This window comes from Phycicoccus avicenniae, from assembly GCF_018139485.1.
Taxonomy (GTDB): Bacteria; Actinomycetota; Actinomycetes; order Actinomycetales; family Dermatophilaceae; genus Phycicoccus; species Phycicoccus avicenniae.
Genome location: NZ_JAGSNF010000003.1, coordinates 126,321 through 147,513, shown reverse-complemented (window position 1 = coordinate 147,513; position 21,193 = coordinate 126,321). Strand labels below are relative to the sequence as shown.

Annotated in this window: 14 protein-coding genes, 1 tRNA gene and 1 pseudogene; 7 read left to right on the top strand and 9 right to left on the bottom strand. The window is 75.9% G+C overall.

Annotated elements, in window-relative coordinates; translation table 11 throughout:
* Window positions 1-4 precede the first annotated feature (4 nt).
* Window positions 5-1,051: a cell envelope lipid trafficking protein PgfA gene (gene pgfA / locus KC207_RS02635; protein ID WP_211601350.1), complete on the bottom strand. Its 1,047-nt coding sequence runs from the start codon at window positions 1,049-1,051 to the stop codon at window positions 5-7.
* Between the two features lie 131 nt (window positions 1,052-1,182).
* On the opposite strand from pgfA, the gene KC207_RS02630 reads away from it, so the two are divergent.
* Both KC207_RS02630 and KC207_RS16815 read left to right on the top strand, forming a co-directional pair.
* A complete protein-coding gene (locus KC207_RS02630) occupies window positions 1,183-3,075 on the top strand; it encodes a hypothetical protein (RefSeq protein WP_211601349.1) in 1,893 nt (630 codons plus the stop codon).
* Window positions 3,072-4,304 carry an acyltransferase family protein gene (locus KC207_RS16815; protein ID WP_249138510.1) on the top strand — a complete coding sequence of 411 codons (1,233 nt, stop codon included), beginning with the start codon at window positions 3,072-3,074 and terminating at the stop codon, window positions 4,302-4,304. Before KC207_RS02630 ends, KC207_RS16815 begins: the two co-directional genes overlap by 4 nt.
* A gap of 831 nt (window positions 4,305-5,135) precedes the next feature.
* Here the strand turns inward: KC207_RS16815 and KC207_RS17120 are convergent.
* Window positions 5,136-8,282 (bottom strand): annotated as a pseudogene (locus KC207_RS17120) (alpha-(1->3)-arabinofuranosyltransferase domain-containing protein); the annotation flags it as partial.
* Between the two features lie 23 nt (window positions 8,283-8,305).
* Window positions 8,306-9,079, bottom strand: coding sequence for a class I SAM-dependent methyltransferase (locus KC207_RS02620; RefSeq protein ID WP_211601347.1), 774 nt, complete (start codon window positions 9,077-9,079; stop codon window positions 8,306-8,308).
* Window positions 9,080-9,109: 30 nt separating this feature from the next.
* Between KC207_RS02620 and KC207_RS02615 the strand changes: the two genes are divergently transcribed.
* Window positions 9,110-10,300 (top strand): glycosyltransferase family 4 protein, encoded by a 1,191-nt coding sequence (locus tag KC207_RS02615; protein WP_211601346.1) that lies wholly within the window; start codon window positions 9,110-9,112, stop codon window positions 10,298-10,300.
* Here the strand turns inward: KC207_RS02615 and KC207_RS02610 are convergent.
* Both KC207_RS02610 and KC207_RS02605 read right to left on the bottom strand, forming a co-directional pair.
* Entirely contained in the window at window positions 10,242-10,445 is a 204-nt protein-coding gene (locus KC207_RS02610) for a hypothetical protein (RefSeq protein ID WP_211601345.1), read from the bottom strand. The genes KC207_RS02615 and KC207_RS02610 overlap by 59 nt on opposite strands.
* Before the next feature lie 73 nt (window positions 10,446-10,518).
* Window positions 10,519-12,123 (bottom strand): MmpA family trehalose lipid delivery protein, encoded by a 1,605-nt coding sequence (locus KC207_RS02605; RefSeq protein WP_211601344.1) that lies wholly within the window; start codon window positions 12,121-12,123, stop codon window positions 10,519-10,521.
* Between the two features lie 65 nt (window positions 12,124-12,188).
* Between KC207_RS02605 and KC207_RS02600 the strand changes: the two genes are divergently transcribed.
* Complete coding sequence (locus tag KC207_RS02600; RefSeq protein ID WP_211601343.1) at window positions 12,189-13,502, top strand: lipopolysaccharide biosynthesis protein; 1,314 nt, start codon at window positions 12,189-12,191, stop codon at window positions 13,500-13,502.
* A 12-nt stretch (window positions 13,503-13,514) separates the two neighbouring features.
* Here the strand turns inward: KC207_RS02600 and polA are convergent, their stop codons facing one another.
* Window positions 13,515-16,220 carry a DNA polymerase I gene (polA, locus tag KC207_RS02595; RefSeq protein ID WP_211601342.1) on the bottom strand — a complete coding sequence of 902 codons (2,706 nt, stop codon included), beginning with the start codon at window positions 16,218-16,220 and terminating at the stop codon, window positions 13,515-13,517.
* Between the two features lie 70 nt (window positions 16,221-16,290).
* Here polA and KC207_RS02590 point away from each other — a divergent pair, with 70 nt between their 5' ends.
* The 3 genes from KC207_RS02590 (at window position 16,291) to KC207_RS02580 (ending at window position 19,750) form a co-directional block, all read left to right on the top strand.
* Complete coding sequence (locus KC207_RS02590) at window positions 16,291-16,683, top strand: PaaI family thioesterase (RefSeq protein ID WP_249138544.1); 393 nt, start codon at window positions 16,291-16,293, stop codon at window positions 16,681-16,683.
* A 155-nt stretch (window positions 16,684-16,838) separates the two neighbouring features.
* Window positions 16,839-18,431, top strand: a complete 1,593-nt coding sequence (locus tag KC207_RS02585) for a DUF1800 domain-containing protein (RefSeq protein WP_211601340.1) — start codon at window positions 16,839-16,841, stop codon at window positions 18,429-18,431.
* A gap of 11 nt (window positions 18,432-18,442) precedes the next feature.
* Window positions 18,443-19,750, top strand: coding sequence for a DUF1501 domain-containing protein (locus KC207_RS02580; RefSeq protein WP_211601339.1), 1,308 nt, complete (start codon window positions 18,443-18,445; stop codon window positions 19,748-19,750).
* 7 nt (window positions 19,751-19,757) lie between these two features.
* Here KC207_RS02580 and KC207_RS02575 read toward each other — a convergent pair whose 3' ends face one another.
* The 3 genes from KC207_RS02575 to KC207_RS02565 all read right to left on the bottom strand — a co-directional run bounded on the left by KC207_RS02575 (window position 19,758) and on the right by KC207_RS02565 (window position 21,128).
* Window positions 19,758-20,321, bottom strand: a complete 564-nt coding sequence (locus tag KC207_RS02575) for a GNAT family N-acetyltransferase (RefSeq protein WP_211601338.1) — start codon at window positions 20,319-20,321, stop codon at window positions 19,758-19,760.
* Window positions 20,322-20,448: 127 nt separating this feature from the next.
* Entirely contained in the window at window positions 20,449-21,045 is a 597-nt protein-coding gene (locus KC207_RS02570) for an ANTAR domain-containing response regulator (protein ID WP_211601337.1), read from the bottom strand.
* Between the two features lies 1 nt (window position 21,046).
* Window positions 21,047-21,128: transfer RNA gene (locus tag KC207_RS02565), tRNA-Leu, on the bottom strand.
* Window positions 21,129-21,193 lie beyond the last annotated feature (65 nt).

The following is a 21,193-nucleotide window of genomic DNA, read 5'->3' as shown; positions in this document are numbered from 1 at the left end:
CGCGTCAGCGCCGTCGGGAGCGGGTGGCGACCCGCTCGCGCGGCTCCTCACCGGGGAGCGGCCCGAGGTCCTCCGCGTCGTCGCGGGTGGGACGGCGCCCTCCACGGGAGAGGACGAGCACGCTCCCGGCCGCGACGAGGACGAGCCCCAGGCCGAGGCCGAGGAGGGTCAGCCAGGAGTCGACGAAGCCGAGCAGCCCGGCGCGGGGACCCCACGTCTCCGCGTTGTCCACGACGGTCTCGGCCGAGAAGCCGATCGTGCCGACGGTCCGGGCGACCGGCTCGTAGCCGTCCGCCTCGTACGTGAGCGACACCTCCTCCTGGCCGTCGACGAGGACGCCCGTCACCGGCTCGACCCACAGGGTGCGGGTGTTGCTGTACACCGCGTCGGCCTCGACCGAGCCCGACGCGGTGGCGTCGAAGAGGTACGCCGGGATGTCGAGGGTGTCGACGGTCTCCGGCCCGATCGACTGGCGGAAGACGTAGACGCGCACGCCCTCGACCTCGTCCTCCTCGACGAAGCGGATCGGGTCGGCCCGGCCGACCGCACCGTCCCACCACGCGTAGTCCTGCTGCTTGGTGTCGAAGGGGAACTTGAAGTAGTTCCCCTCGTAGGTCCGCGGCTCGACGAGGTCGGGGTCGGTGAGGTCACCGGCCGACGCGTAGTCGCCGCAGCAGTTCGTGGCCTCGCCGGTGCGCCGGTCGACCGAGACGCCCGCGTCGCTGTAGCTGAGGTCGACGAGCCGGCCGTCGACCTCGGCCTGCGAGCGCACCGTGGTCTGCCAGAACGCCTCGGTGTCGGCGACCCCCGCCTCCTCGACGACACCGGGGATGCCCTTGATGGTGCGGGTGCTCGTCACCGAGACGTCGGTGAGCTTGTCGATCCGGGCGTCCTCGCCGGTCCCGTGCGGCCACAGGGCGTCGACCCCGGTGCCCACGGACACCGACTGCGAGTCCTGGTCGAGGGGGACGACCGCGAGCCGGTCGTAGAGGTAGGGCTTGGCGAGGACGCCGAACCCGATGAACAGGGCTCCGAGGACCACCAGAGCCACGCCCGAGACCCGACGCATTGCCACGCTCCTTCGCGAGTAGGTGGCTGGACTGTACCAGCGGGTAACCGCCGACGTTCACGGCTCGCCACGGGTAGCCTGCGGGCACCCCTCCGTCACCCCCGAGAGCCCCCGTGACCACCACCCCGCCCGACGCCCCGGCCGCCCCGGACACCCGCCGTGCCGCCCACGCGTCCGCGCCCGGGGACCCCCTCGCCGTCCTCGTGCGGCGCGCCGCCGCCGCCCCCTGGGACACGGCCCTGTGGGTGCTCGCCGGCGTCCACGTCCTGGCCGTCGCGGTCCTCACCGCCGGCGGCGGGCTCTTCGTCGACGACCTGCGGGCGCAGGCCTACGCCGCGGGCCGGACGTGGTGGCCCTTCGTCGTCGAGAGCAACGGCACCCACCTCGCCCCCGGCGCCCGGACCGTCGACTGGCTCATGGCGTCGTACGCACCCCTGAGCCACTGGCCCGCCGTCGTCGTCACGGTGCTGGTCGCGGCCGGCTACGCGCTCACGGTGCTCACCGTCGTCCGGCTCGCCCTCCGGGATCCGGCGGCGCGGGTGCTCGGCGCGGGGTGGATGCTCTTCGTCGCCGCGCTCGTGCCCACCTACGCGTGGTTCCGCCAGGCCCTGACGACGATGCTCCCGCTGACCCTCGTCCTCCTCGCCGGCGTCCTCCTCGTCCGCTGGCTGCGGGACGGGGACCGGCGCATCCTCGTCGGGGCCGTGGCCGCGCACGCCGTGGCGCTCACGTTCTCCGAGCGGGCCCTGGCCGTCCCCGTCGTGGTCGCGGCCCTCGTCCTCGTCGTGCGGACGCCCGCGGGACGACGCCAGTGGCGCCGCGGGGCCGCCGCGGTCGTGCCCACGGCGGCGGCGAACCTCGTCTTCCTCGCCGCGTACGCCGGCGGCGACTTCGACCGGGCCGAGCGCGCGACCCCGGGCGTCCTCGACGCCGCCGTGAAGGTCGGCCGCTGGGTCGCCGTCGACCTCGTGCCGCAGCTCCTCGGGGGGCCGGTCTCGTGGCGGCCGGGCATCGGTGCGTACTCGCTCGCCGACACGCCCACGGTGCTCGTCGTCGTGGCCTGGGCCCTCCTCGCCGGGGGCCTCGTCGCGCTCGCGCGGACGCCGGGGGCCCTGCGGTCGGCACGACCCGTGCTGCTCGTCGCCCTCGCGTACGCGGTCCCCGTGCTCACGATGGTCTACGTCGGACGGCTCGCGGTCGTCGACACGGTCGAGGCCAGCGACGACCTGCGGCTGCTGCCCGACGTCACGGTCGTCACCGCCCTCTCCGTCGCCGCGCTCGTCGACGCCACCCGCCGCGCCCGCGCCGGGTCCGGTCGCCGGTCCGGGCGCGCACGACGTCTCGTCGCGGGTGCCGTCGTGCTCGCCGTCGTCCTCGGCGGGCTGTCCTGGGTGCGCTTCGGCACCGCGTGGCACCGCAGCACCGTCCCTGGCTACCTCGACGCCCTCCGCACCGGCCTCGGTGACCGGTCGGGCCAGGTGCTCCCCGGCACCGTCCCGACGGACGTCGTCCCGGGCTGGGTCGACCCCGCGTTCACGACGGCCTCGCTCGTCCGGCTGCTCGACCCCGACGCCGTGTCCTCGGCCTTCGACGGCCCCGGGGTCGTCGTCGACGCCTCCGGCGACCTCGTGGAGCCGAGGTTCGGCACCGTGGCGAGCGCCTCGGTGCCCGACGGGTTCTGCGGGTACGTCGTCCCGGCGGGTGAGCGCAGCCTCCGCATCCCGCTCGACGAGGCCGCGCCGTACTTCCGGGGGTCGCTCGTCCAGCTGGGCATCCTCGTCGGGGACGCGGAGCGTCTCGGGGTACGGGTCGTGGGCCGGGACGGCACCGTGTCCCCGCCGCTCGTCCCGGACCCGCCCGAGCTGCTGCGGGGGCCGCACCGGGTGCTCGCCGAGGTCCCGCCCGACGTCGCGGTCTCCGAGGTGCTCCTCGACGTCGTGACGGGCAACACCGACGGGGTGTGCGTGACCTCCGCCCAGGTGCTCACGGTCGAGGCGGCGTCGTGAGCGCGACGACCCCGGGGTCGCTCGTCCCCCGCGACCGCCCGGGCGGGCACCTGCGAGAGCTCGAGGGGCTGCGCGCGCTCGCCGCCCTCGCGGTGCTCGTGACGCACGCCGCGTTCCTCTCCGGTGCGACGGGGCGCGACCTGCTCCCCGGGTTCCTCGCGCGGCTCGACGTGGGCGTCGCGATCTTCTTCGTGCTCAGCGGCTTCCTCCTCTACGGGCCGCACGCCCGGCGGCTCGTCGACGGGACCCCGCCCGCGACGACCCGCGCGTACGCCGTGCGTCGGGCGGCCCGGCTCGTCCCGGCCTGGCTGCTCGTGCTCGCCGGGACGGTCGTGCTCGTGCCCGAGTCGCGCTCCGGCCACGGCGACGCCTGGCTGGCGAACCTGCTCCAGGTCCAGAGCCTGCGCCTGGAGTGGGACGTGCCGGGTCTGGCCCAGCTGTGGAGCCTGTCGACCGAGGTGATGTTCTACGCCGTGCTCCCGGCGACGGCGGCGCTGCTCCTGCGTCTCGTCGGCGGCCGCGGTCCACGGGCGCACCTCGCCGCGCTCCTCGTCCTCGCGGCGGGGACGTGGGGCTTCCGGGTCGTCGTCGGTGTCGGGCTCCTGCCGGACGGCTGGTCGTGGCTGCGCACCCTGCCGGCGGTCGCCGACTGGTTCGTCGTCGGCATGGTCCTCGCCGTCGTCGTCGCGGACGACCGGCTGCGCGTCCCCGTCTCCGCGGTCGTCCGGGCGGCGCCGTGGCACCTGTACGGGCTCGCCGCCTGCGTCTACTGGGTCGTCGCGACCCGCGCGGCCGGGCCGTACGACCTCGCCCCGCCGACCGCCGTCGAGGCCGGCGTCAAGCACCTCGGCTTCACCCTCGTCGCCGGGCTCGTCGTCGCCCCCTCCGTCCTCGGGGCGCGCACCGCCGTCTCACGGGTCCTGTCGTCGCGGGTCCTCGTCTACGGCGGGACGATCAGCTACGGCGTCTTCCTCTGGCACCTGCCGCTCATGTTCCGGGTCCGCCAGGTGCTGGGTCTCGACGTCTTCGAGTGGGGCTTCTGGGTCACGGTGCTCCTCACCCTCGCGGTGTCGGTCGTCGTGGCGGCCCTGAGCTGGCACCTCGTCGAGGCCCCCGTCCAGGCCTGGGCCCGTCACCGGACCGCGTCGGAGCGTGCGGCGCGGCGGCCCGGCCCCACGGCGGCGCCGGGTGCAGGCGAGCGCGACGAGGAGCAGCGCCAGCACGCCTGACACGAGGTCCCGGTTCGACGCCGCGGGATGCGGCCAGGGGCGGGCGGCGGCCCAGGCCAGCCACCCCAGCGACGCGGCGCCCGCGACGGGCGCGACCCACGCCGCGGGCAGCCGCCGCGCGAGCAGGGCCGCCCCGGCGGCCACGGCCCCGACGACACCGCCGACGCCCGTGAGCGCCACGACGACGAGGACGGGCGCGGCCCCGGGGGCGGTCGCCGCCTCGAGCACCGGCGCGCCGCGGCGCCGCCCGGACCGTGCGGCGAGGGCGACGAGCGACGCGGCGAGCACGGCCCCGAGGCCCAGCGACAGCACGAGGAGCCGCTGCGGCCCGAAGACGAGGTCGACCGGTCCGGACACCCCGGCGGGGACGACCCACCCCTGCGCCCAGCCGTCGACCCGGACCGGTCGCAGCTCGGTGCCACCCGCCCGGGCGGTCCACCCGGCGTTGGCGTTCTCGCGGACGACGACGACGGTATCGACGTCGCGGGCGGTCCCGACGTCCACGGTCCGCGAGGTGCTCTCCCAGCGCAGGACACGGACCGGCGTCGACGCGGGGGACGGTGCCCGGTCCGGCCGCGCGTCGAGGACGAGCGACCGCACGGCGAGCTGCCCCGAGGCCAGGGTCTGGACGCGCTGCTCGCCCGCCCCGAGCGCCACGGGAGCGCAGACCCGCAGCGACAGGTCGGCGCGGCCCAGGACGTCCGCGCGGGTCCCCTCGACGCTCGTGGGGTGGTCCACTCCCCCGGCCTGGACCGTCGGACCGAGCCCGCACGGGACGACGACCGGGTCCTCGCCCGTCGGACCGACCGGCCAGGGGTCGCCCAGGAGCGCGACGTCGCCGACGACGACGGGCATCGGACGGCGGCCGGCCGCGGTGAGCGCGTCCTGGCTCGTCGTGTCCGTCACGACGACCCGGACCCGGTCGGTGCGGGTCGTCGGGAGGTCGACCACGCCGTCCCGGTCGAGCACCCGGCGGACGGTGCGCCCGCCGAGCGTGACCTCGACCGCCGTCGGGCGCCGGCCCGCGACGTCGGACGCGACGGTGAGGCGCAGGCCCTCGACGGTCCGGCGCCCCGGCCAGCGGACCGTGAGCGTCGGACGCTCGTCGTCGGGGTCGGCGGCCCAGTACGTCCCCGGGTCGCCGTCGACGACGAGCTGCGGGGAGACCCCCGGCTCGGTCAGCCAGCGGCTGGACCCCGAGGCCCGCACGCCGTCGAGCCGGCGCAGCAGAGCGTCCGCCCCGACGCCGGTCGCGACGGCGGATCCGGTGACCTCGAAGGTCCGGGCCTCCTCGAGACGCACGACCCGACGCATCTGCGTCGCCTCCTCCCCCGTCCGCGCGTACCCGGGCGAGCACGCGAGGACCCCGTTCGCGAGGGGGTGGCACGCGGGGCGGTCGTCGCCGGACGCCCCGAGGGTCACGACGTCCGGTCGGAGCTCGGTGACGGGCAGCCGGACGGCGGGCTCGGTCCGGGGCAGGACCCCCGCCCCGACGTCACGCACCCGAACGGTCCGGCCCCCGTCCCGGACCGCGGCGACCTCGAGGCGCAAGCCCGTCGTCGGGCCGGGCGGCACCTCGACGGCGACCCGGTACCGCTCCGGGTCGACGTCGTCCCCCGCGAGCGAGGGGGTGGTCACCGGCGTCCGGAGCGTCCCCGCGTCCGTCGTGACCGTGAGGGCCGCGACGTCGGCTCCCCGTTCGGTGTCGAGGACGACCTCGACCGACGCCGGCGGGAGGAGCGGCTCGGCCCACGTGAGGCCGAGCCACTGGCCCTCGGGAGAGAAGCCCGACGAGGTCCACGCCGTCTCGCCGCTGAGGTCGAAGGCACGCCACGGGTCGCTCGCGAGCTCGCGGCCCTGCCCGAGCGCCGGCTCGGCGAGGCTGGACGACGCGTCGGCGCGGGCCTCGCCGTCGTCGACGCGGACCGTCTGGGCGTCGGTGAGCCCGGGAGAGGTCTCGCCGAGGGGTGCGGGCCAGTAGTCGTGGACGGCCCGGGCCGACCGGTAGTCCTCGTCGGCGCTGCGCAGCGGGCCGTAGAGGTCGGTGGCCGTCGCGAAGCCCGCACGGCGGCGCTGCAGGGTGTCGGTCACGACGACCGGGCCCGCGGCCGCGGACGCCCCGGGCTCGGTCGTGAGGACGCCGGCGCCGGCTGCGGGCAGTGCCGTCGCACCCTCCGGCCCGCCGGCGTAGCGCGCGAGGGTCGCGAGCGGCACGCGCTCGGTCGGCGCGATCCGGGACCCGGTCCCGACGTCGAGGACCTCGAGCTCGCGCAGGGGGCGGTCCAGCCCCCAGTCCGAGGCCACGGCGACGTCGGTGCTGCCCCCGACGACGTCGCCGAACGCGGCCACCGACGTCGCGCCGCTGCGCACGAGCGCGGCGCGGACGACGACCGGGGGCGTCGTCCCCGCGCCGGGGCGGGCGTGGTCGGCGACGACCACGACCCGGGTCACGGCGAGGGCCTCGAGCAGCGCCCGGAGCTCCTCGCCGCCGCGCCCCTGCGCCACCCGGGTCTCGACGGCGTTGAGGATGCGGGTGGCGCCGGCGGAGCCGAGCGGGACCGCGTCCCGCACGACCCACGGGGACTCGGCGTACGGCTGGAGCGGCTCGTCCTTGGGCTCCCCCCAGAACCGGGCCGGGGCGTTGCCACCGGGCAGCAGTAGGGTCCGGCCGCCGTCGTCGTGGTCGGCGAGCCACCGCGCGGTCTCGGACCAGGCGGCCGGCACGGCGACGAAGGGGCCCCGCTGGACCACCCCGAGGGCGGCCGGGACGGCGGTCTGTCCGACGAGGGCCGTCACGACGAGGGCCGGGGCCAGGGCCGGCCACGGGGCGCCCCTGGACCGCAGCCACGTCACGGCGAGCGGCAGCGCGTGGGCCACGCCGAGCGCCAGGGGGAGCCGGACGACGGGCTCGAACTTGTGGGTGTTGCGGAAGGGGGCGAGGGCGCGGTCGAGCAGGTCCGCCTCGGCGCCGGCCCACGGCGGCGCCACGCCCCCGAGGTGGCCGAAGGTCACGAGGACGAGACCGAGGAGCAGGCCGCCCCGGGCGAACCCGGCCCACGGTCCCCGGGCCAGAGCCAGGCCGAGCAGCCCGGCCAGGACGACGACCAGCCCGAGCAGGACGACGTTCCGGGAGGTGAGCACGACCCACCCGGCGGGCCACACCGCGGCCTGCGAGCCACCGATCGTCGCGATCCACTGGGTCGTCCCGCGCAGGGCCTCGGTGACCGAGGCCACCGACGTCGTCACCCGCGCGTCCTCGATCCAGTCGAGGAAGGGCGGGCTGTAGCGGCCGAGGAGGACGAGGGGGCCGACCCACCACGCGCTCGCGAGGACCACGGCGACCGACCACCAGCCGAGGAGCAGCCGGCGGGGACGGCCGCGGCGGGTGAGGATCCACCAGGCCGGCAGCACGAGGGTGGCGAGCGACGCGACGGCGTTGACCGCCCCGAGCGCGAGGACGGCCACCCCGGACCGGAGCGCCGCCGACCGCTCGTCCCCCGGCCGCACGGCGAGCAGCGGCAGGAGGACCCACGGGGCGACCGCCATCGGCCAGATCTCCGAGCTGATCGCGCCGAGGCCGACGAGCATGCGGGGCGCGAGGGCGTAGGTGAACGCCCCGACGACCCGCGACCAGCCGGTCCCGACCCCCAGCCGCTCGAGCACCCGGCGCGCGCCGTGGTAGGCCAGGACGAGCACCAAGGCCCACCACAGCCGCTGCACGACCCACCCGGGCAGCCGCAGCGCGTCGCCGAGGAGGAAGAACGGACCCATCGGGAAGAGGTAGCCGTAGGCCTGGTTCTGCAGCTGGCCGCCGGCTGCCAGCGGGTCCCACAGGCTGAGGGCGCGCCCGAGGAAGCCGGCCGGGTCGACGACGAGGTCGAGCTTGGTGTCGGCCGCGGTCCAGCCGGGGCGCTGGACGAAGGCGAGGGCGACGAGGAAGACGCTCGGGAGCAGCCGGTCCAGGCGGGACCGCCACACCGCCGCGTCGTCGGTGCGCCTCGTCACCGCGCGGCCCGGCGCAGGACGAGCACCGCGTTCCAGCTGAGCACCTCGCGGACCCCCGCGACGTCCACGACCCACCGGGCCCACCACGGGTGGTACCGCGGTAGCACCTCGACGACCTCGACCCGTCCCTCGCGCTCGGCCGTGCGGGCCCAGCGGACCATCGGCGCGACGGGGCAGCGGAACAGCGTGCGGCCGAGGTCGTTCTTGGGACGTCGGCCGTGGCGGCGGGCGTAGCGGTCGGCGGCGCGCTGGCCGCCGAGGTAGTGCCACGGGGAGGTCTCGTGACCACCCCACGGGGAGAGCCACGGCGTCCAGGAGACGACGACGAGCCCGCCGGGGCGGGCGACCCGGACCATCTCCTCGACCATCCGGACGGGGTCGGAGACGTGCTCGAGGACGTTGCTCGAGAAGGCGACGTCGACCGCGCGGTCGGCGACGGGCAGCGCGAGACCGGACCCGCGCACGCTGTTGCCCTCGACGTCGCCGCGTGCGGTGAGCTCCCCGGCGTCGGGCTCGACCCCCGCGTACCGTGCGCCCGCGGCGTCGAAGGCCGACGAGAAGTACCCCGGGCCCCCACCCACGTCGAGGACGCTCGCGCCGTCGAGGACGGCCCACCGGGAGAGCATCTCGACCGAGTCGTCCGCGAGGGCGCCGTAGAAGCGGTCGGGGTCGGTCTGCTCGACGAGGAAGGCCCGGAAGAGCCGGACGGAGCGGGCGAGCGTGGGGCGGCGACGACGGGGCCCGTCGGCACTCGGGTGCTGCGATAACATCCGGCTCCGGTCGATCTGAAAGAGCACCTGGTGCGCATTGCCTTCCTGAACTGGCGCGACTCTACACACCCCGAGGGCGGGGGCGCCGAGAAGTACGCCGAGACGGTCTGCGCGGGTCTCGCGGCCGCCGGGCACGAGGTGACGCTCCTCTGCGCCCGCCACCCGGGCTCCGCCGTCGAGGAGGTGCGAGACGGCGTGCGGGTGCTCCGTCAGGGGGGCCGGCTGGGGGTGTACCCGGCGTCGGTGCGCCGCCTGCGCGCCCTCGAACGCACCGGGGGCCGCTTCGACGCCGTCGTCGACACCCAGAACGGCGTGCCGTTCCTCGCCCGACTGGCGACCCGCTCGCCCGCCGTCGTCCTCGTCCACCACGTCCACCGCGAGCAGTGGCCGATCGTCTTCGGGCCGGTGGCCGCGCGGGTCGGGTGGTTCGTCGAGTCCCGGGTGGCCCCGCGCCTGCTGCGCGGGTCGCAGTACGTCGCCGTCTCCGAGCGGACCCGGGACGAGCTCGCGGGTCTCGGGGTCGACCCCGGGAGCATCGCCGTCGTGCACAACGGGACCGAGCCCCCGCTGCTCGCCGACCGGCCCCGGCACCCGGACCCCCGGCTCGTCGTCCTCGGTCGGGTCGTGCCGCACAAGCGCGTCGAGCACGCCATCGCCGTGCTGGCCGCGCTCGCCGACCGGCACCCCCGGCTGCGGTTGCGGGTCGTCGGCGACGGGTGGTGGCGCGAGGAGGTGGCGACCGCCGCCCGGAGGGCGGGGGTCGGGGACCGGGTGGACCTCCTCGGCTTCGTCGACGAGGAGACCAAGCACGCCGAGCTCGCCGCGGCCTGGGTGGCCCTGGCCCCGAGCGTCAAGGAGGGCTGGGGGCTGTGTGTCGTCGAGGCCGCGACCCACGCGACGCCGACGGTGGCCTACCGGGGGGCCGGCGGGCTGTCGGAGTCGATCCTGGACGGGGAGAGCGGACTGCTCGTCGACGACCTCGAGGACCTGACGCGGGCCGTCGACCGGCTGCTCGTCGACGACGAGGAGCGGGAGCGCCTCGGAGCGGGAGCGGTGCGCCACGCCGCACGCTTCACGTGGGCCGGCAGCGTCGAGGCCTGGATCACGGTGCTCACCGACACGGCGAGCCGCCGGGTTCCGACGGCGGACCGCGACGCCGAGCTCAGCCGCCGTAGCCGAGGAGCTCGTTCGCCGGGATCGGGGCGCCGGGCCCCTCGCTGACGGCCGAGGAGTCGCCGGGACCGTTGACCGAGACGATCGTGGCGGCGGCCGCGAAGGCGACCCCGAGGCCGAGCAGCAGGCTGACGAAGAGGAGCACGGCGGCGGAGCGGCCGCCGGCGGCGGTGCTGGTGGTGGTCGCGGTCATCGTCGGTGGGACCTTCCTCGGGACGGGCTGACGGGATCCTACCGCCTGGTAGCCCGATCGGGGGCGTGCGTCCTCAGCGTGCCGCTCGCACGTCCCAGAGACGCAGCTCCGGGGTGCTCACGACCTGCACCCACCCGGGTCGCTCCGCAGGAAGGGCGCCGGGGGTGTCGAGCCACTCGACGACGAGGTCGACGCCCCGCTCCCGCAGGGACTCCGTCGTCACCACGCCGCGCCGCCACGTGGGCTCCCCCGGCGTCGGGCCGACGACGAGCGACCGGCCGTCGCGCTCCACGACGAGCGCGCCGTCGACGAGGACCTCCGCGGACAGCGCGCGGGGCAGCGGGTCGAGGAACGGCGCCGGCCCGCCCCAGCCCGGCCGGCGCAGCGGCTGCCAGGGGAACGACGCGACGACGGGCCGTCCGGGGACCCGGTCCACCGCGGACACCACCGCCTCCCAGCCGGCCGGGTAGGTCACCGGGCGGTAGGCGGCGCCCACCGACCGGGGCAGGTCGGGGACGGCCGCGACGGCGAGGGCGAGGACGAGCGCCGCGACGAGCGCCCCGGCGGCACGGCCCGCGACCGTGCGCACCGCCCCGGTCGCGACCCCGGCGAGGACGGCGAGGGCCAGGACGGCGGGCGCGAGCACCCGGTGCTGGTCGCGGACGAGGGCCACCCCGGGCACCGACTGCAGCGCGGCGAGCACGCCGAGGAGCGGACCCGAGAGGGCGGTGAGCACGAGCGACGGACCGACGAGCAGGCCGAGCGCGACGAGCCCGGCCCGCCACCCCCACCGCCGCCCGAGGGCCGCGGCCCCGACGGTGGCGACGACGACGAGGACGAGGCCCGCACCGAGGGCCACCGGGTCCTCCCGGGACCGAGGCACCGCGCCGCTCCCCCACACCCCGCCACCGGTCAGGGCCGAGAGCCAGGTGCCGAGGCCGGAGTCGTCGGCGAGCGCGAACGCCGCCGCACCGTCGGGGTCGGCGGGCAGGCCCCCGGCGAGCACCGCCGGGACCGCCCACGGCAGGCACCAGGCGAGACCGACGGCGGCGGTCGCGGCGACCTGCCGCACGCCGCGGTCGTCACGGCTCAGGGCCCCGACGACGGCGACGGCCAGCGCGAGGGCGCCGCCCCACGGGGTGAGCGCGGCCGGGGCCGCGGCGAGGACGAGCAGCGCGAGGCGGGGGCCGAGGGGCCGGGCGGAGCGCACGGCGAGGAGCACCCACGGCAGCATGGCGTAGCCGAGCAGGGTGGGCGGCTGGCCGAGGAGCACCCGCTCGGTGACGTACGGGTTCCAGACGGCCAGCACGGACGTCGCGGCCACGGCGGACACCCCCGCCCGGGACACGAGCAGCCCCGCCCCCGTCCCGGCGAGGACGAGGGCGCCGGCGAGGATCAGCGCCTGCTGGACGCCGGTGGGGACGAGCCCCGACAAGAGCCAGACGACCGCGTCGAGGGGCCAGGCGCGCAGCGTCTCCGCGTTCGAGGGCAGGACGGACACCGGGCGAGCGGGGTCGGGGACGGCGACGAAGTCGCGGACGAGGTACTGTCCGGGGCCCGGGATCCCGCGGAGCACCCACGCCGTGACGAGCAGGGACACCGGCAGGGCCACGAGGAGACCGCGACGTCGCGCCCCGGTCCGGCGCCCCGGGGCGGGCCCACCTCCGGGGTTCGTCACGACGCCCAGCCTAGGCGCGGGCCGGCCGTGCGGTCGTGCGACGGCGCGGGCCGTACCCTGTGTCGGTGTCGAGGCGGACGGGCGGGATGGCGCTGGCCCGTGGCGCGGGCCTCGTCGCCGTCGGGATGACGGCCATGAACGCGGCGGCCTACGCCTTCACCCTCCTCGCGGCCCGTGCTCTCGGGCCGGACGAGTACTCGGAGGTGGCGGCCCTCATGGGCGTCGTCCTCGTCGTCAACGTCATCGCGCTCGGTGTCCAGGCGACGACGGCACGGCGGGTCGCGGTCGCGGGGCCGGACCGGCCCGCGGGGCCGCTCGTCGTCGAGGGCCGGCGCGCGGCCGTCGCCCTCGGTCTCCTCTGCCTGGCCCTCGTGCCCGTCGCGACCGCGGTCTTCCGTCTCGGGTCGTGGCTCACCGCCGCGACCGTCGCCGTGACCGCCGCCGCGCTCACCCTCACCGGCGTGCGCCTGGGCCTCGCCCAGGGCCGGCGTCGGTGGCGGGCCTTCGCCCTGCTGAGCGTCACGAGCGGGCTCGGCCGGGTCGTCGTCGGTGGCGCCGTGCTCGCGGTGCTGCCGACGGCCCTCGGGGCGATGCTCGGCGTCGCCCTGGGGGCCCTGGTCCCCGTCGTCGCCGGTCGGCTCCTCGTCCCCGACCCCCCGCCCGAGCGTTCCGGGGCGCCGAAGGCCCCCGGCGTGCTGCGCGAGGTGCTGCGCGACGCGCACACCCTGCTCGCCTTCTTCGTCCTCACCCAGGCGGACGTGTTCGCCGCGCGGGCGATCCTGCCTCCCGACGAGTCCGGGGTGTACGCCGCCGGCCTCATCCTCGCCAAGGCCGTCCTGTTCCTCCCGACCTTCGTCACCGTCCTCGCCTACCCGGCGATGGCGCGGCGCCGGGGCGGACGGCACCTGCACCATCTCGGGCTGCTCGTCGTCCTCGGCCTCGGACTCGTCGCCGTCGTGGCCGTCTCCCTCCTCCCCGAGGTGGCCCTCGCCTTCGTCGGAGGCCCGGCCTACGCGGCCGTCGCGCCGGACCTGTGGCTCTTCGGCCTGCTCGGGACCGTGACGGCGATGGTGCAGCTCCTCGTCCAGACGGCGCTCGCGCGCGAGCACCGCGCGGCGGTCGTGTGGGTCTGGGCGGCGTGCGTCCTCGTCGCGTCGGCGCTGCCGCTCGTCGAGGACGGGCACTCCCTCCTGCTCGTCGTCCTCGGCGTCGACGCGGCCCTCCTCGCGGTCCTCCTCGTCGTCACCTGGCGCGACGTGACCGAGGTCTCGGCCACCGAGGACGACGCGCTCGCCGAGGCGCTGAGCCGGTCCGAGGGCGGCGACGGCCGCTGGGTCCGTGCGGTCCGTCGGGCCCGGACGGTCCGGCCCCGACGCTGACGCGGGGGCCCGTCAGTGGGCGGCGTCGTGCCAGGAGCGGCCGACGCCGACGCTCACGTCGAGCGGCACGTCCATGTCGGTGGCCGCACCCATCTCCCGGCGGACGAGCGTCTCGACGGTCTCGCGCTCCCCGGGGGCGATCTCGAGGACGAGCTCGTCGTGGACCTGCAGGAGCATCCGGCTCGCGACGCCCTCGTCGCGCAGGGCGGCGTCGACGCGCTTCATCGCGAGCTTGATGATGTCCGCCGCCGAGCCCTGGATGGGGGCGTTGAGCGCCATCCGCTCCGCCATCTCGCGGCGTTGGCGGTTGTCGCTCGTGAGGTCCGGCAGGTAACGGCGCCGCCCGAGCATCGTCGAGGTGTACCCCGTCGCGCGGGCCTCGGCCACGACCTCGTGCAGGTAGTCGCGCACCCCGCCGAAGCGGGCGAAGTACTCGTCCATGAGGCCCTGGGCCTCGCCCGTCGTGATCGTCAGCTGCTTGGACAGGCCGAAGGCCGACAGCCCGTAGGCGAGCCCGTAGCTCATCGCCTTGACCTTGCTGCGCATCTCGAGGGTGACGTCCTCGGGCTCGACCGAGAAGACCCGTGCGCCGACGAAACGGTGCAGGTCCTCCCCCGTGCGGAAGGCCTCGATGAGGCCCTCGTCGCCGGACAGGTGGGCCATGATCCGCATCTCGATCTGGCTGTAGTCGGCCGACATGAGCGACTCGAAGCCGTCGCCGACGACGAAGACCTCGCGGATCCGGCGGCCCTCCTCGGTCCGGATCGGGACGTTCTGCAGGTTCGGGTCGGTCGAGGAGAGCCGTCCCGTGGCCGCGATGGTCTGCAGGTACGTCGTGTGGATGCGGCGGTCCGGCGCCACGGACTTGATGAGCCCCTCGACGGTGACCCGCAGGCGGCTGGTGTCGCGGTGGCGCAGCAGGGCCTCGAGGAACGGGTGCTCGGTCTTGACGAAGAGGTCGGCGAGGGCGTCGGCGTCCGTCGTGTACCCGGTCTTCGTCCGCTTCGTCTTCGGCATGTCGAGCTGCTCGAAGAGCACCTGCTGGAGCTGCTTGGGGCTGCCGAGGTTGACGTCCTCGCGGCCGATCGCGTCGTACGCGTCCTGCTGGGCCTGGCGCATCTTGGCCGCGAAGTCGGCCTCGAGCGCGGTGAGCGCGTCACCGTCGGCCGCGATGCCGACCCGCTCCATCGCGGCGAGGATGTCGACGAGCGGCAGCTCGAGGTCGTGAAGGAGCTCCGTGCCGCCGGTCTCCTCGACCTTCTCGGCGAGGGTGGCCGACAGGTCGAGGACCGCGCGGGCCCGGACCATCGCGTCGCGCGCGGCCGTGTCGTCGTCGGTGTCGAAGTCGAGGGTGCCCTGGCGTCCCTGGTCCCCGGTCTCGTCGGCCGTCGCGACGAGCTCGCGGCCGAGGTGGCGCACGACGAGGTCCTCGAGGTCGTAGGAGCGCTGGTCCGGGCGGACGAGGTAGGCCGCGAGCGCGGTGTCGCTCGTCACCCCGGCGAGGTCGAGCCCGCGGGTGGACAGCGCCTGCAGCTGCGGCTTGAGGTCGTGGAGGACCTTCGCGGCCGAGGGGTCGGCGAGCCAGCCGCGCAGCGCCTGCTCCTGCTCGGGGGTGAGTGCGGCGAGGTCGACGTGTCCGGTCGCGCCGTCCTCCCCGGCGAAGGCCAGGGCGGTGGCGTCTCCCTCGCCGGCCCGGTACTGCCCGGACACGACGACGCCGTGCGGCATCGCGCGACCGGGGCCGCCCTCGCCGAACCGCGCGGTGAGGTCGTCGGCCCCGAGGACCTCGCCGTCGAGGTCGAAACCGCCCTCGACCTCGTCGGACTCCACCTCGAAGGTCTGGAAGAGCCGATCGCGCAGGACGCGGAACTCGAGCCCGTCGAAGACCCGGTGGACCTCCTCGCGGTCCCACGAGGCGCGCTCGAGGTCGGCGACGCCGAGCGGGAGGTCGAGGTCGTCGACGAGCCGGTTGAGCCGCCGGTTGCGCAGGACGCCGTCGAGATGGCCCCGCAGGTTCTCACCGGCCTTGCCCTTGATCTCGTCGACGTGCGCGACGACGCCCTGGAGGTCGCCGTACTGGCCGAGCCACTTCGCGGCGGTCTTGGGGCCGACGCCCGGGACGCCCGGGAGGTTGTCGCTGGACTCGCCGACGAGGGCGGCGAGGTCGCTGTACCGGTCCGGCGGGACGAGGTACTTCTCCTCGACCGCGGCGGGGTCCATCCGCCAGACCTCGGAGACGCCCCGGACCGGGTAGAGCAGGGTGACCCGGTCGGAGACGAGCTGGAAGGCGTCGCGGTCGCCGGTGCACAGCACGACCTCGCCCCCGGCGTCGACGGCCTGCTTCGTGAGTGAGGCGATGACGTCGTCGGCCTCGAAGCCCTCGACGCCCACGTGCCGGATGCGCAGCGCGTCGAGGACCTCGCGCAGCAGCGGCAGCTGGCCGGTGAACTCGGTCGGGGTCTTGGCGCGTCCGGCCTTGTACTCGCTGTACTCCTGGGCCCGGAACGTCTGTCGCGACACGTCGAAGGCGACCCCCACGTGGGTGGGCGCCTCGTCCCGCAGGACGTTGATGAGCATCGCGGTGAAGCCGTACACCGCGTTCGTGTGCTGGCCCGTGCTCGTCGAGAAGTTCTCGACCGGCAGGGCGAAGAAGGCCCGGTAGGCCAGCGAGTGTCCGTCGAGCAGCAGCACCTTCACGCATGGCAGCCTAACCACCATGACCGACAGCCCGGACGCGCCGGACCGCTCCTCCTCCCCCGCCGACGCCGCCCTGGCCGGCGTGGCCCGGATGCAGGCGATGAACCCCGACTCGCTCATGACCCGGATGGGGATCGAGGTCCTCGAGGCCTCCCCCGAAAGGCTCGTCGCGACGATGCCGGTCGCGGGCAACACCCAGCCGTACGGCCTGCTGCACGGCGGCGCCTCCGTCGTGCTCGCCGAGACCCTGGGGTCGATCGGCGCCGCCCTGCACGCGGGCCCGGACAAGGCCGTCGTCGGGCTCGACATCAACGCCACCCACCACCGGGCCGCGCGCTCCGGACAGGTCACCGGCACGGCGACGGCACTGAGCCTCGGACGGACGCTCGCCAGCTACGAGGTCGTCGTCACCGACGAGGACGGCCGACGCGTCTGCACGAGCCGGATCACCTGCCTCGTGCGCGACGGCGCACCCGGCGCCTGACCCGCCTCGGGTCAGCGTCTCCCCCGGCTCGTCCCAGGCCCCGGTCACGCGCAGGTCAAGGCCGGGTCAAGAACGGCGAGCGGCACCCCTTCGGCCCCCGCTGACCTGCCCGAACGGCCGACGCCGGGTGGCCGGCGGGACCACACCATGCTCGGGTGACTCCTCTCCCGTCCCGGCGCGCGCTCCTGCGCGGCGCCCCGACCCAGGCCCCCGCCGGGGACCGCCCGCCGTGGATGCCCGAGGTCATCACCCGGCGCACGGCCCCGTGGTCGCCCCCGGCGCCGCCCGTGGAGCCCCCGACACCCCCGCCCCCACCGCCGTCGTCCGGCACGACCCGGGCCCAGGCCCTCCACCTCGCCCGCCGCGCCACGTGGGGCGCCACCCCGCGGCTCGTCGCGGACATCCGGGCGGTCGGCGCGCAGGCGTGGGTGGACGCCCAGCTCGACCCGGCGCGGATCCCGCTCACCGCCGACGAGAGGACGGTCCTCGCCGAGTACCCCCGGCTGTCGATGTCCGTCGCGGCCGTCCGCGAGCGGTACGGCAGCGACACCGGCGACCTCGGCACGGACAGCATCCACGCGTACACCGCGCGGGCGATCTGGAGCGAGCGCCAGCTCTTCGAGGTCATGGCCGACTTCTGGACCAACCACCTCGTCGTCACCGCCCCGTGGGGCCCGGCGTGGGACTCGGTCCACCGCTTCCAGGAGGACGTCGTCCGCCGTCACGCGCTCGGTCGGTACGCCGACCTGCTCGTCGCCGCGGTGACCCACCCGGCGCTGCTGAAGCAGCTCGACAACACCTCCTCGACGAGGTGGTCCCCGAACGAGAACCTCGGCCGTGAGCTGCTCGAGCTGCACACCGTCGGCGTCGAGGCGGGCTACACCGAGGCCGACGTCCGGCACTCGACCCTCGTGCTCACCGGGCTCACGACGCACCGGCAGACCGGAGAGGCGGCCTACGAGCCCGACTGGCACCACACCGGCCGGCTCACCGTCCTCGACTGGAGGCACGCCAACACCGCCGCCGACGGCTCGGCCGTCGTGCGCGACTACCTCCTCCACCTGGCGCGCCACCCCCGGACGGCGCGGCGGATCGCCACGAAGCTCGCCGTCCGCTTCGTGGGCGACTCCCCGCCCGCGGCGCTCGTCGACCGGCTGGCCGCCGCCTACCTCGCGGCCGACACCCGGATCGCCCCGGTGCTGCGGACCCTGTTCGCGTCGGAGGAGTTCGCGGGCGCGGGCGGGACGAAGACCAAGCGACCCTTCGAGAACGCCGTCTCCACGGCCCGCGTCCTCGGGATCCGGCCGGGCCCGGCGAACCGGCGGTGGTTCGACGAGGTCCTCTGGCTGTCCTCGCTCGCCGGGCACAAGCCGATGGGCTGGCCCGCACCCAACGGCTACCCGGACGTCGCCGCGGCCTGGGCCGGGGCCGGCGCGACGCTCGGGGTGTGGAACCTCCACATGCAGCAGGGCTGGCAGTCGACCCGGACCGACGACCCATGGGTCACGGTCCCGCCGTTCAGGGGTCTGCTCCCGGCAGCTCTTCCGGCGACCCACGGCGAGTACGTCGACGCCCTCGCGTCCCGGCTGCTCGTCGGGCCGCTGTCCACCGCGAAGCGCGCCGCCGTGTGCGCCTTCCTCGACCGCACGCCGGCCTCGCCGCTGCGCGCCACGGACGCCGCGGTCGGCTGGCGGCTGCCCTACGTCGTCGCGCTCCTGCTCGACACCCCCGAGTTCGCGACCCGATGAGGACCCGACCGATGACCGACACCGTCCCCGCCGAGGCCCGCGTCCGCGCCTGCGGCTGTCCCGAGTACGAGCGCAGCACGGTGGACCGCCGCGCCGTGCTCGGCGGCCTCGCGGCGCTCGGGGCGGGGGCCGCGACGGTGGCGCTGGCCCCACGCGCCGACGCGACGACCTCGCTCACCTTCGCCGACGGCACGTACACCGGCGACACCCTCGTCGTGCTGTCCTTCCGCGGCGGGTTCGACGGTCTCTCGGCGGTCGTCCCCGTCGCCGACCCCGCCTACCTGACGCTCCGGCCGACGATCGGCATCCCGACGTCGCGCACGCTGCAGCTCGACGCGCGCTTCGGCCTGCACCCCGCCCTCGCGCCGCTCCTGCCCTGGTACACGGCAAAGAAGCTCGCCTTCGTCCACGCCCTCGGCCTGCCCAACCCCACCCGGTCGCACTTCACGGACATGGCCGAGCTCGAGCGGGCCGCCCCCGGCTCGTCGCTGCGGAGCGGCTGGCTCGACCGGATGGTCGGGGCCACCGACCGGCCCGGCACCTTCGCCGGCACCGCGCTCGGGACCGCGTCCGCCCCGGCGAGCTTCGCCGGGCCGACGCTGGAGCTCGCGATGCGCTCGGTCGACCGCTTCACCCTCTCCGGCGCCTGGGACGCCACGGAGGAGGCCCGCTGGTCGACCGCCCTGCGCGCCCTCCACGCCGGCGCCGCGCCGCAGCACGCCGGCCCCGCGACGACCGCCCTCGACGCCGTCGCGACGACGACCGCGATGAAGAACGCCGGATACTCCCCCGCCCACGGCGCCGTCTACCCCTCCGGGGACCTCGCCGCGTCGCTGCGGGACGTCGCCCGGCTCGTCAAGACGGGGGTCGGGCTGCGGGCTGCGACCGTCGACTCCGGGAACTGGGACATGCACGAGGGCCTCGGCCGCAGCGACCGGGGCTGGATGTTCGACCAGCTGGGGCAGGTCGCCGCCGCGCTCGCGGCGTTCATGACCGACCTCGGACCCGCCGCCGACCGCGTCACCCTCGTCACGCTGTCCGAGTTCGGGCGCCGCGCCGCGGAGAACGGCTCGGGCGGGACCGACCACGGGCACGGGAACGTCTCGATGGTCCTCGGCGGCAAGGTCAACGGCGGCCGGGTCTACGGGACCTGGCCGGGCCTGGGTGCCGGACAGCTGCAGCAGGGCGACCTCGCGGCGACGACGGACTTCCGCAGCCTGCTCGGCGAGATCCTCGAGCGGCGCTGCGGCCTCACGGCCTCGACGGTGCTGCCGGGGCTGCCGTCCGCCCGCCTGGGCGTGGTGCGCCGGGACGCCTGAGCCCCGGTCAGCCGGGGAAGGGCGGGACGAAGGCCCGGCGGCGCAGGCTGCGGCGGCGCCGGTCCAGCTCGAGACCGGTCGGGGCCGTCTCGGGCGCGAGCCTGCGGCGCAGCGTGCGGGTCGGCACGACGCGACGGGTGACGACCGAGCCGAAGCCGAGCCGGGCGAAGAACCGGTTGGCCTCGCGGCTGGTCGTCGGCACGTTGGACACGACCGTCTCGCAGCCGCCGCGCTCGGCGCCGGTGAGGACGGAGGCGAGGAGGGCCTTGGCGACCCCCAGGCGGCGGGCGTCGGGGCACACGTACAGCTGCTCGATCGTCACCTCCGGCGTGGGGCTGAGCCCGAACGGGTTGTCGGTCGTCACGACGAAGCCGACCGGCGCGCCCTCGAGCCGGGCCACCGACGCGACGACCCCCGGACGACGCAGCGCCGCGGCGAGGCGGCCGTCGGAGATCGTCCGCGCACAGGCCTCACGGCTCGCGCCCTGACCGACCCGCGACTCGAGCCAGAGCGCGGTGACGTCGGTCAGGTCGTCGCCGACCGGACGCACGTCCACGGGACGTCGACCCACGTCGCCTCCTCGGTCCGGGCCCACCGGACGGTGCCGGCCCCTGCTCGTGCCGACGATAGGGCGCGCAGCGCCCCCGCCGGAAGATCCACGGCCGAGGAACTCCCCCGGCGTCGACGGTCGCGTCCGCTCAGGACTTGGTGTCCATGCCCGCGACGACGGCGTCCGCGACCTCGCGCATGCCCATCCGCCGGTCCATCGCCGTCTTCTGGATCCACCGGAAGGCGTCGGCCTCGCTGATCTTGAGCTTCGTCATGAGGATGCCCTTGGCCCGGTCGACCGCCTTGCGGGTCTCCAGCCGCTCCCCGAGGTCGGCGACCTCGGACTCGAGCGCCTTGACCTCGGCCCACCGCGAGAGCGCGATGTCGAGCGCCGGGGTGACGTCGCCGGCGGTGAACGGCTTGACGACGTACGCCATGACCCCGGCGTCGCGGGCCCGCTCGACGAGCTCGGTCTGGCTGAAGGCCGTGAGCATGACGACGGGGCAGATCCGCTCCGCGCCGATCGTCTCGGCGGCCGTCAGCCCGTCCATGACCGGCATCTTGACGTCCATGATGATGATGTCCGGCGTCAGGGACCGGGCCATCTCGACGGCCTGCTCGCCGTCGCCGGCCTGGCCGACGACGTCGTAGCCGGCCTCGCGGAGCATCTCCGCGAGGTCCAGTCGGATGATGGCCTCGTCCTCGGCGACGAGAACCCGCTTCTTGGTGGGTGCGCTCTCACTCATGTGCCGGGAGCGGGACTCGAACCCGCACGCCCATCGGGCAGAGCATTTTGAGTGCTCCGTGTCTGCCGTTCCACCACCCCGGCGGGGGTTGTGGCCAGCGGGTCGACGAACGCGACGGCCGACGGTGGCCACGGAACGGTGCGGTCCG

Excerpts from the sequence above, each read along its gene's own strand:
- KC207_RS02620 (WP_211601347.1), bottom strand. The coding sequence starts at position 9,079 with ATGTTATCGCAGCACCCGAGTGCCGACGGGCCCCGTCGTCGCCGCCCC.
- KC207_RS02610 (WP_211601345.1), bottom strand. The coding sequence starts at position 10,445 with ATGACCGCGACCACCACCAGCACCGCCGCCGGCGGCCGCTCCGCCGCC.
- polA (WP_211601342.1), bottom strand. The coding sequence starts at position 16,220 with ATGGTGGTTAGGCTGCCATGCGTGAAGGTGCTGCTGCTCGACGGACAC.
- KC207_RS02590 (WP_249138544.1), top strand. The coding sequence starts at position 16,291 with ATGCAGGCGATGAACCCCGACTCGCTCATGACCCGGATGGGGATCGAG.
- KC207_RS02580 (WP_211601339.1), top strand. The coding sequence starts at position 18,443 with ATGACCGACACCGTCCCCGCCGAGGCCCGCGTCCGCGCCTGCGGCTGT.
- KC207_RS02570 (WP_211601337.1), bottom strand. The coding sequence starts at position 21,045 with ATGAGTGAGAGCGCACCCACCAAGAAGCGGGTTCTCGTCGCCGAGGAC.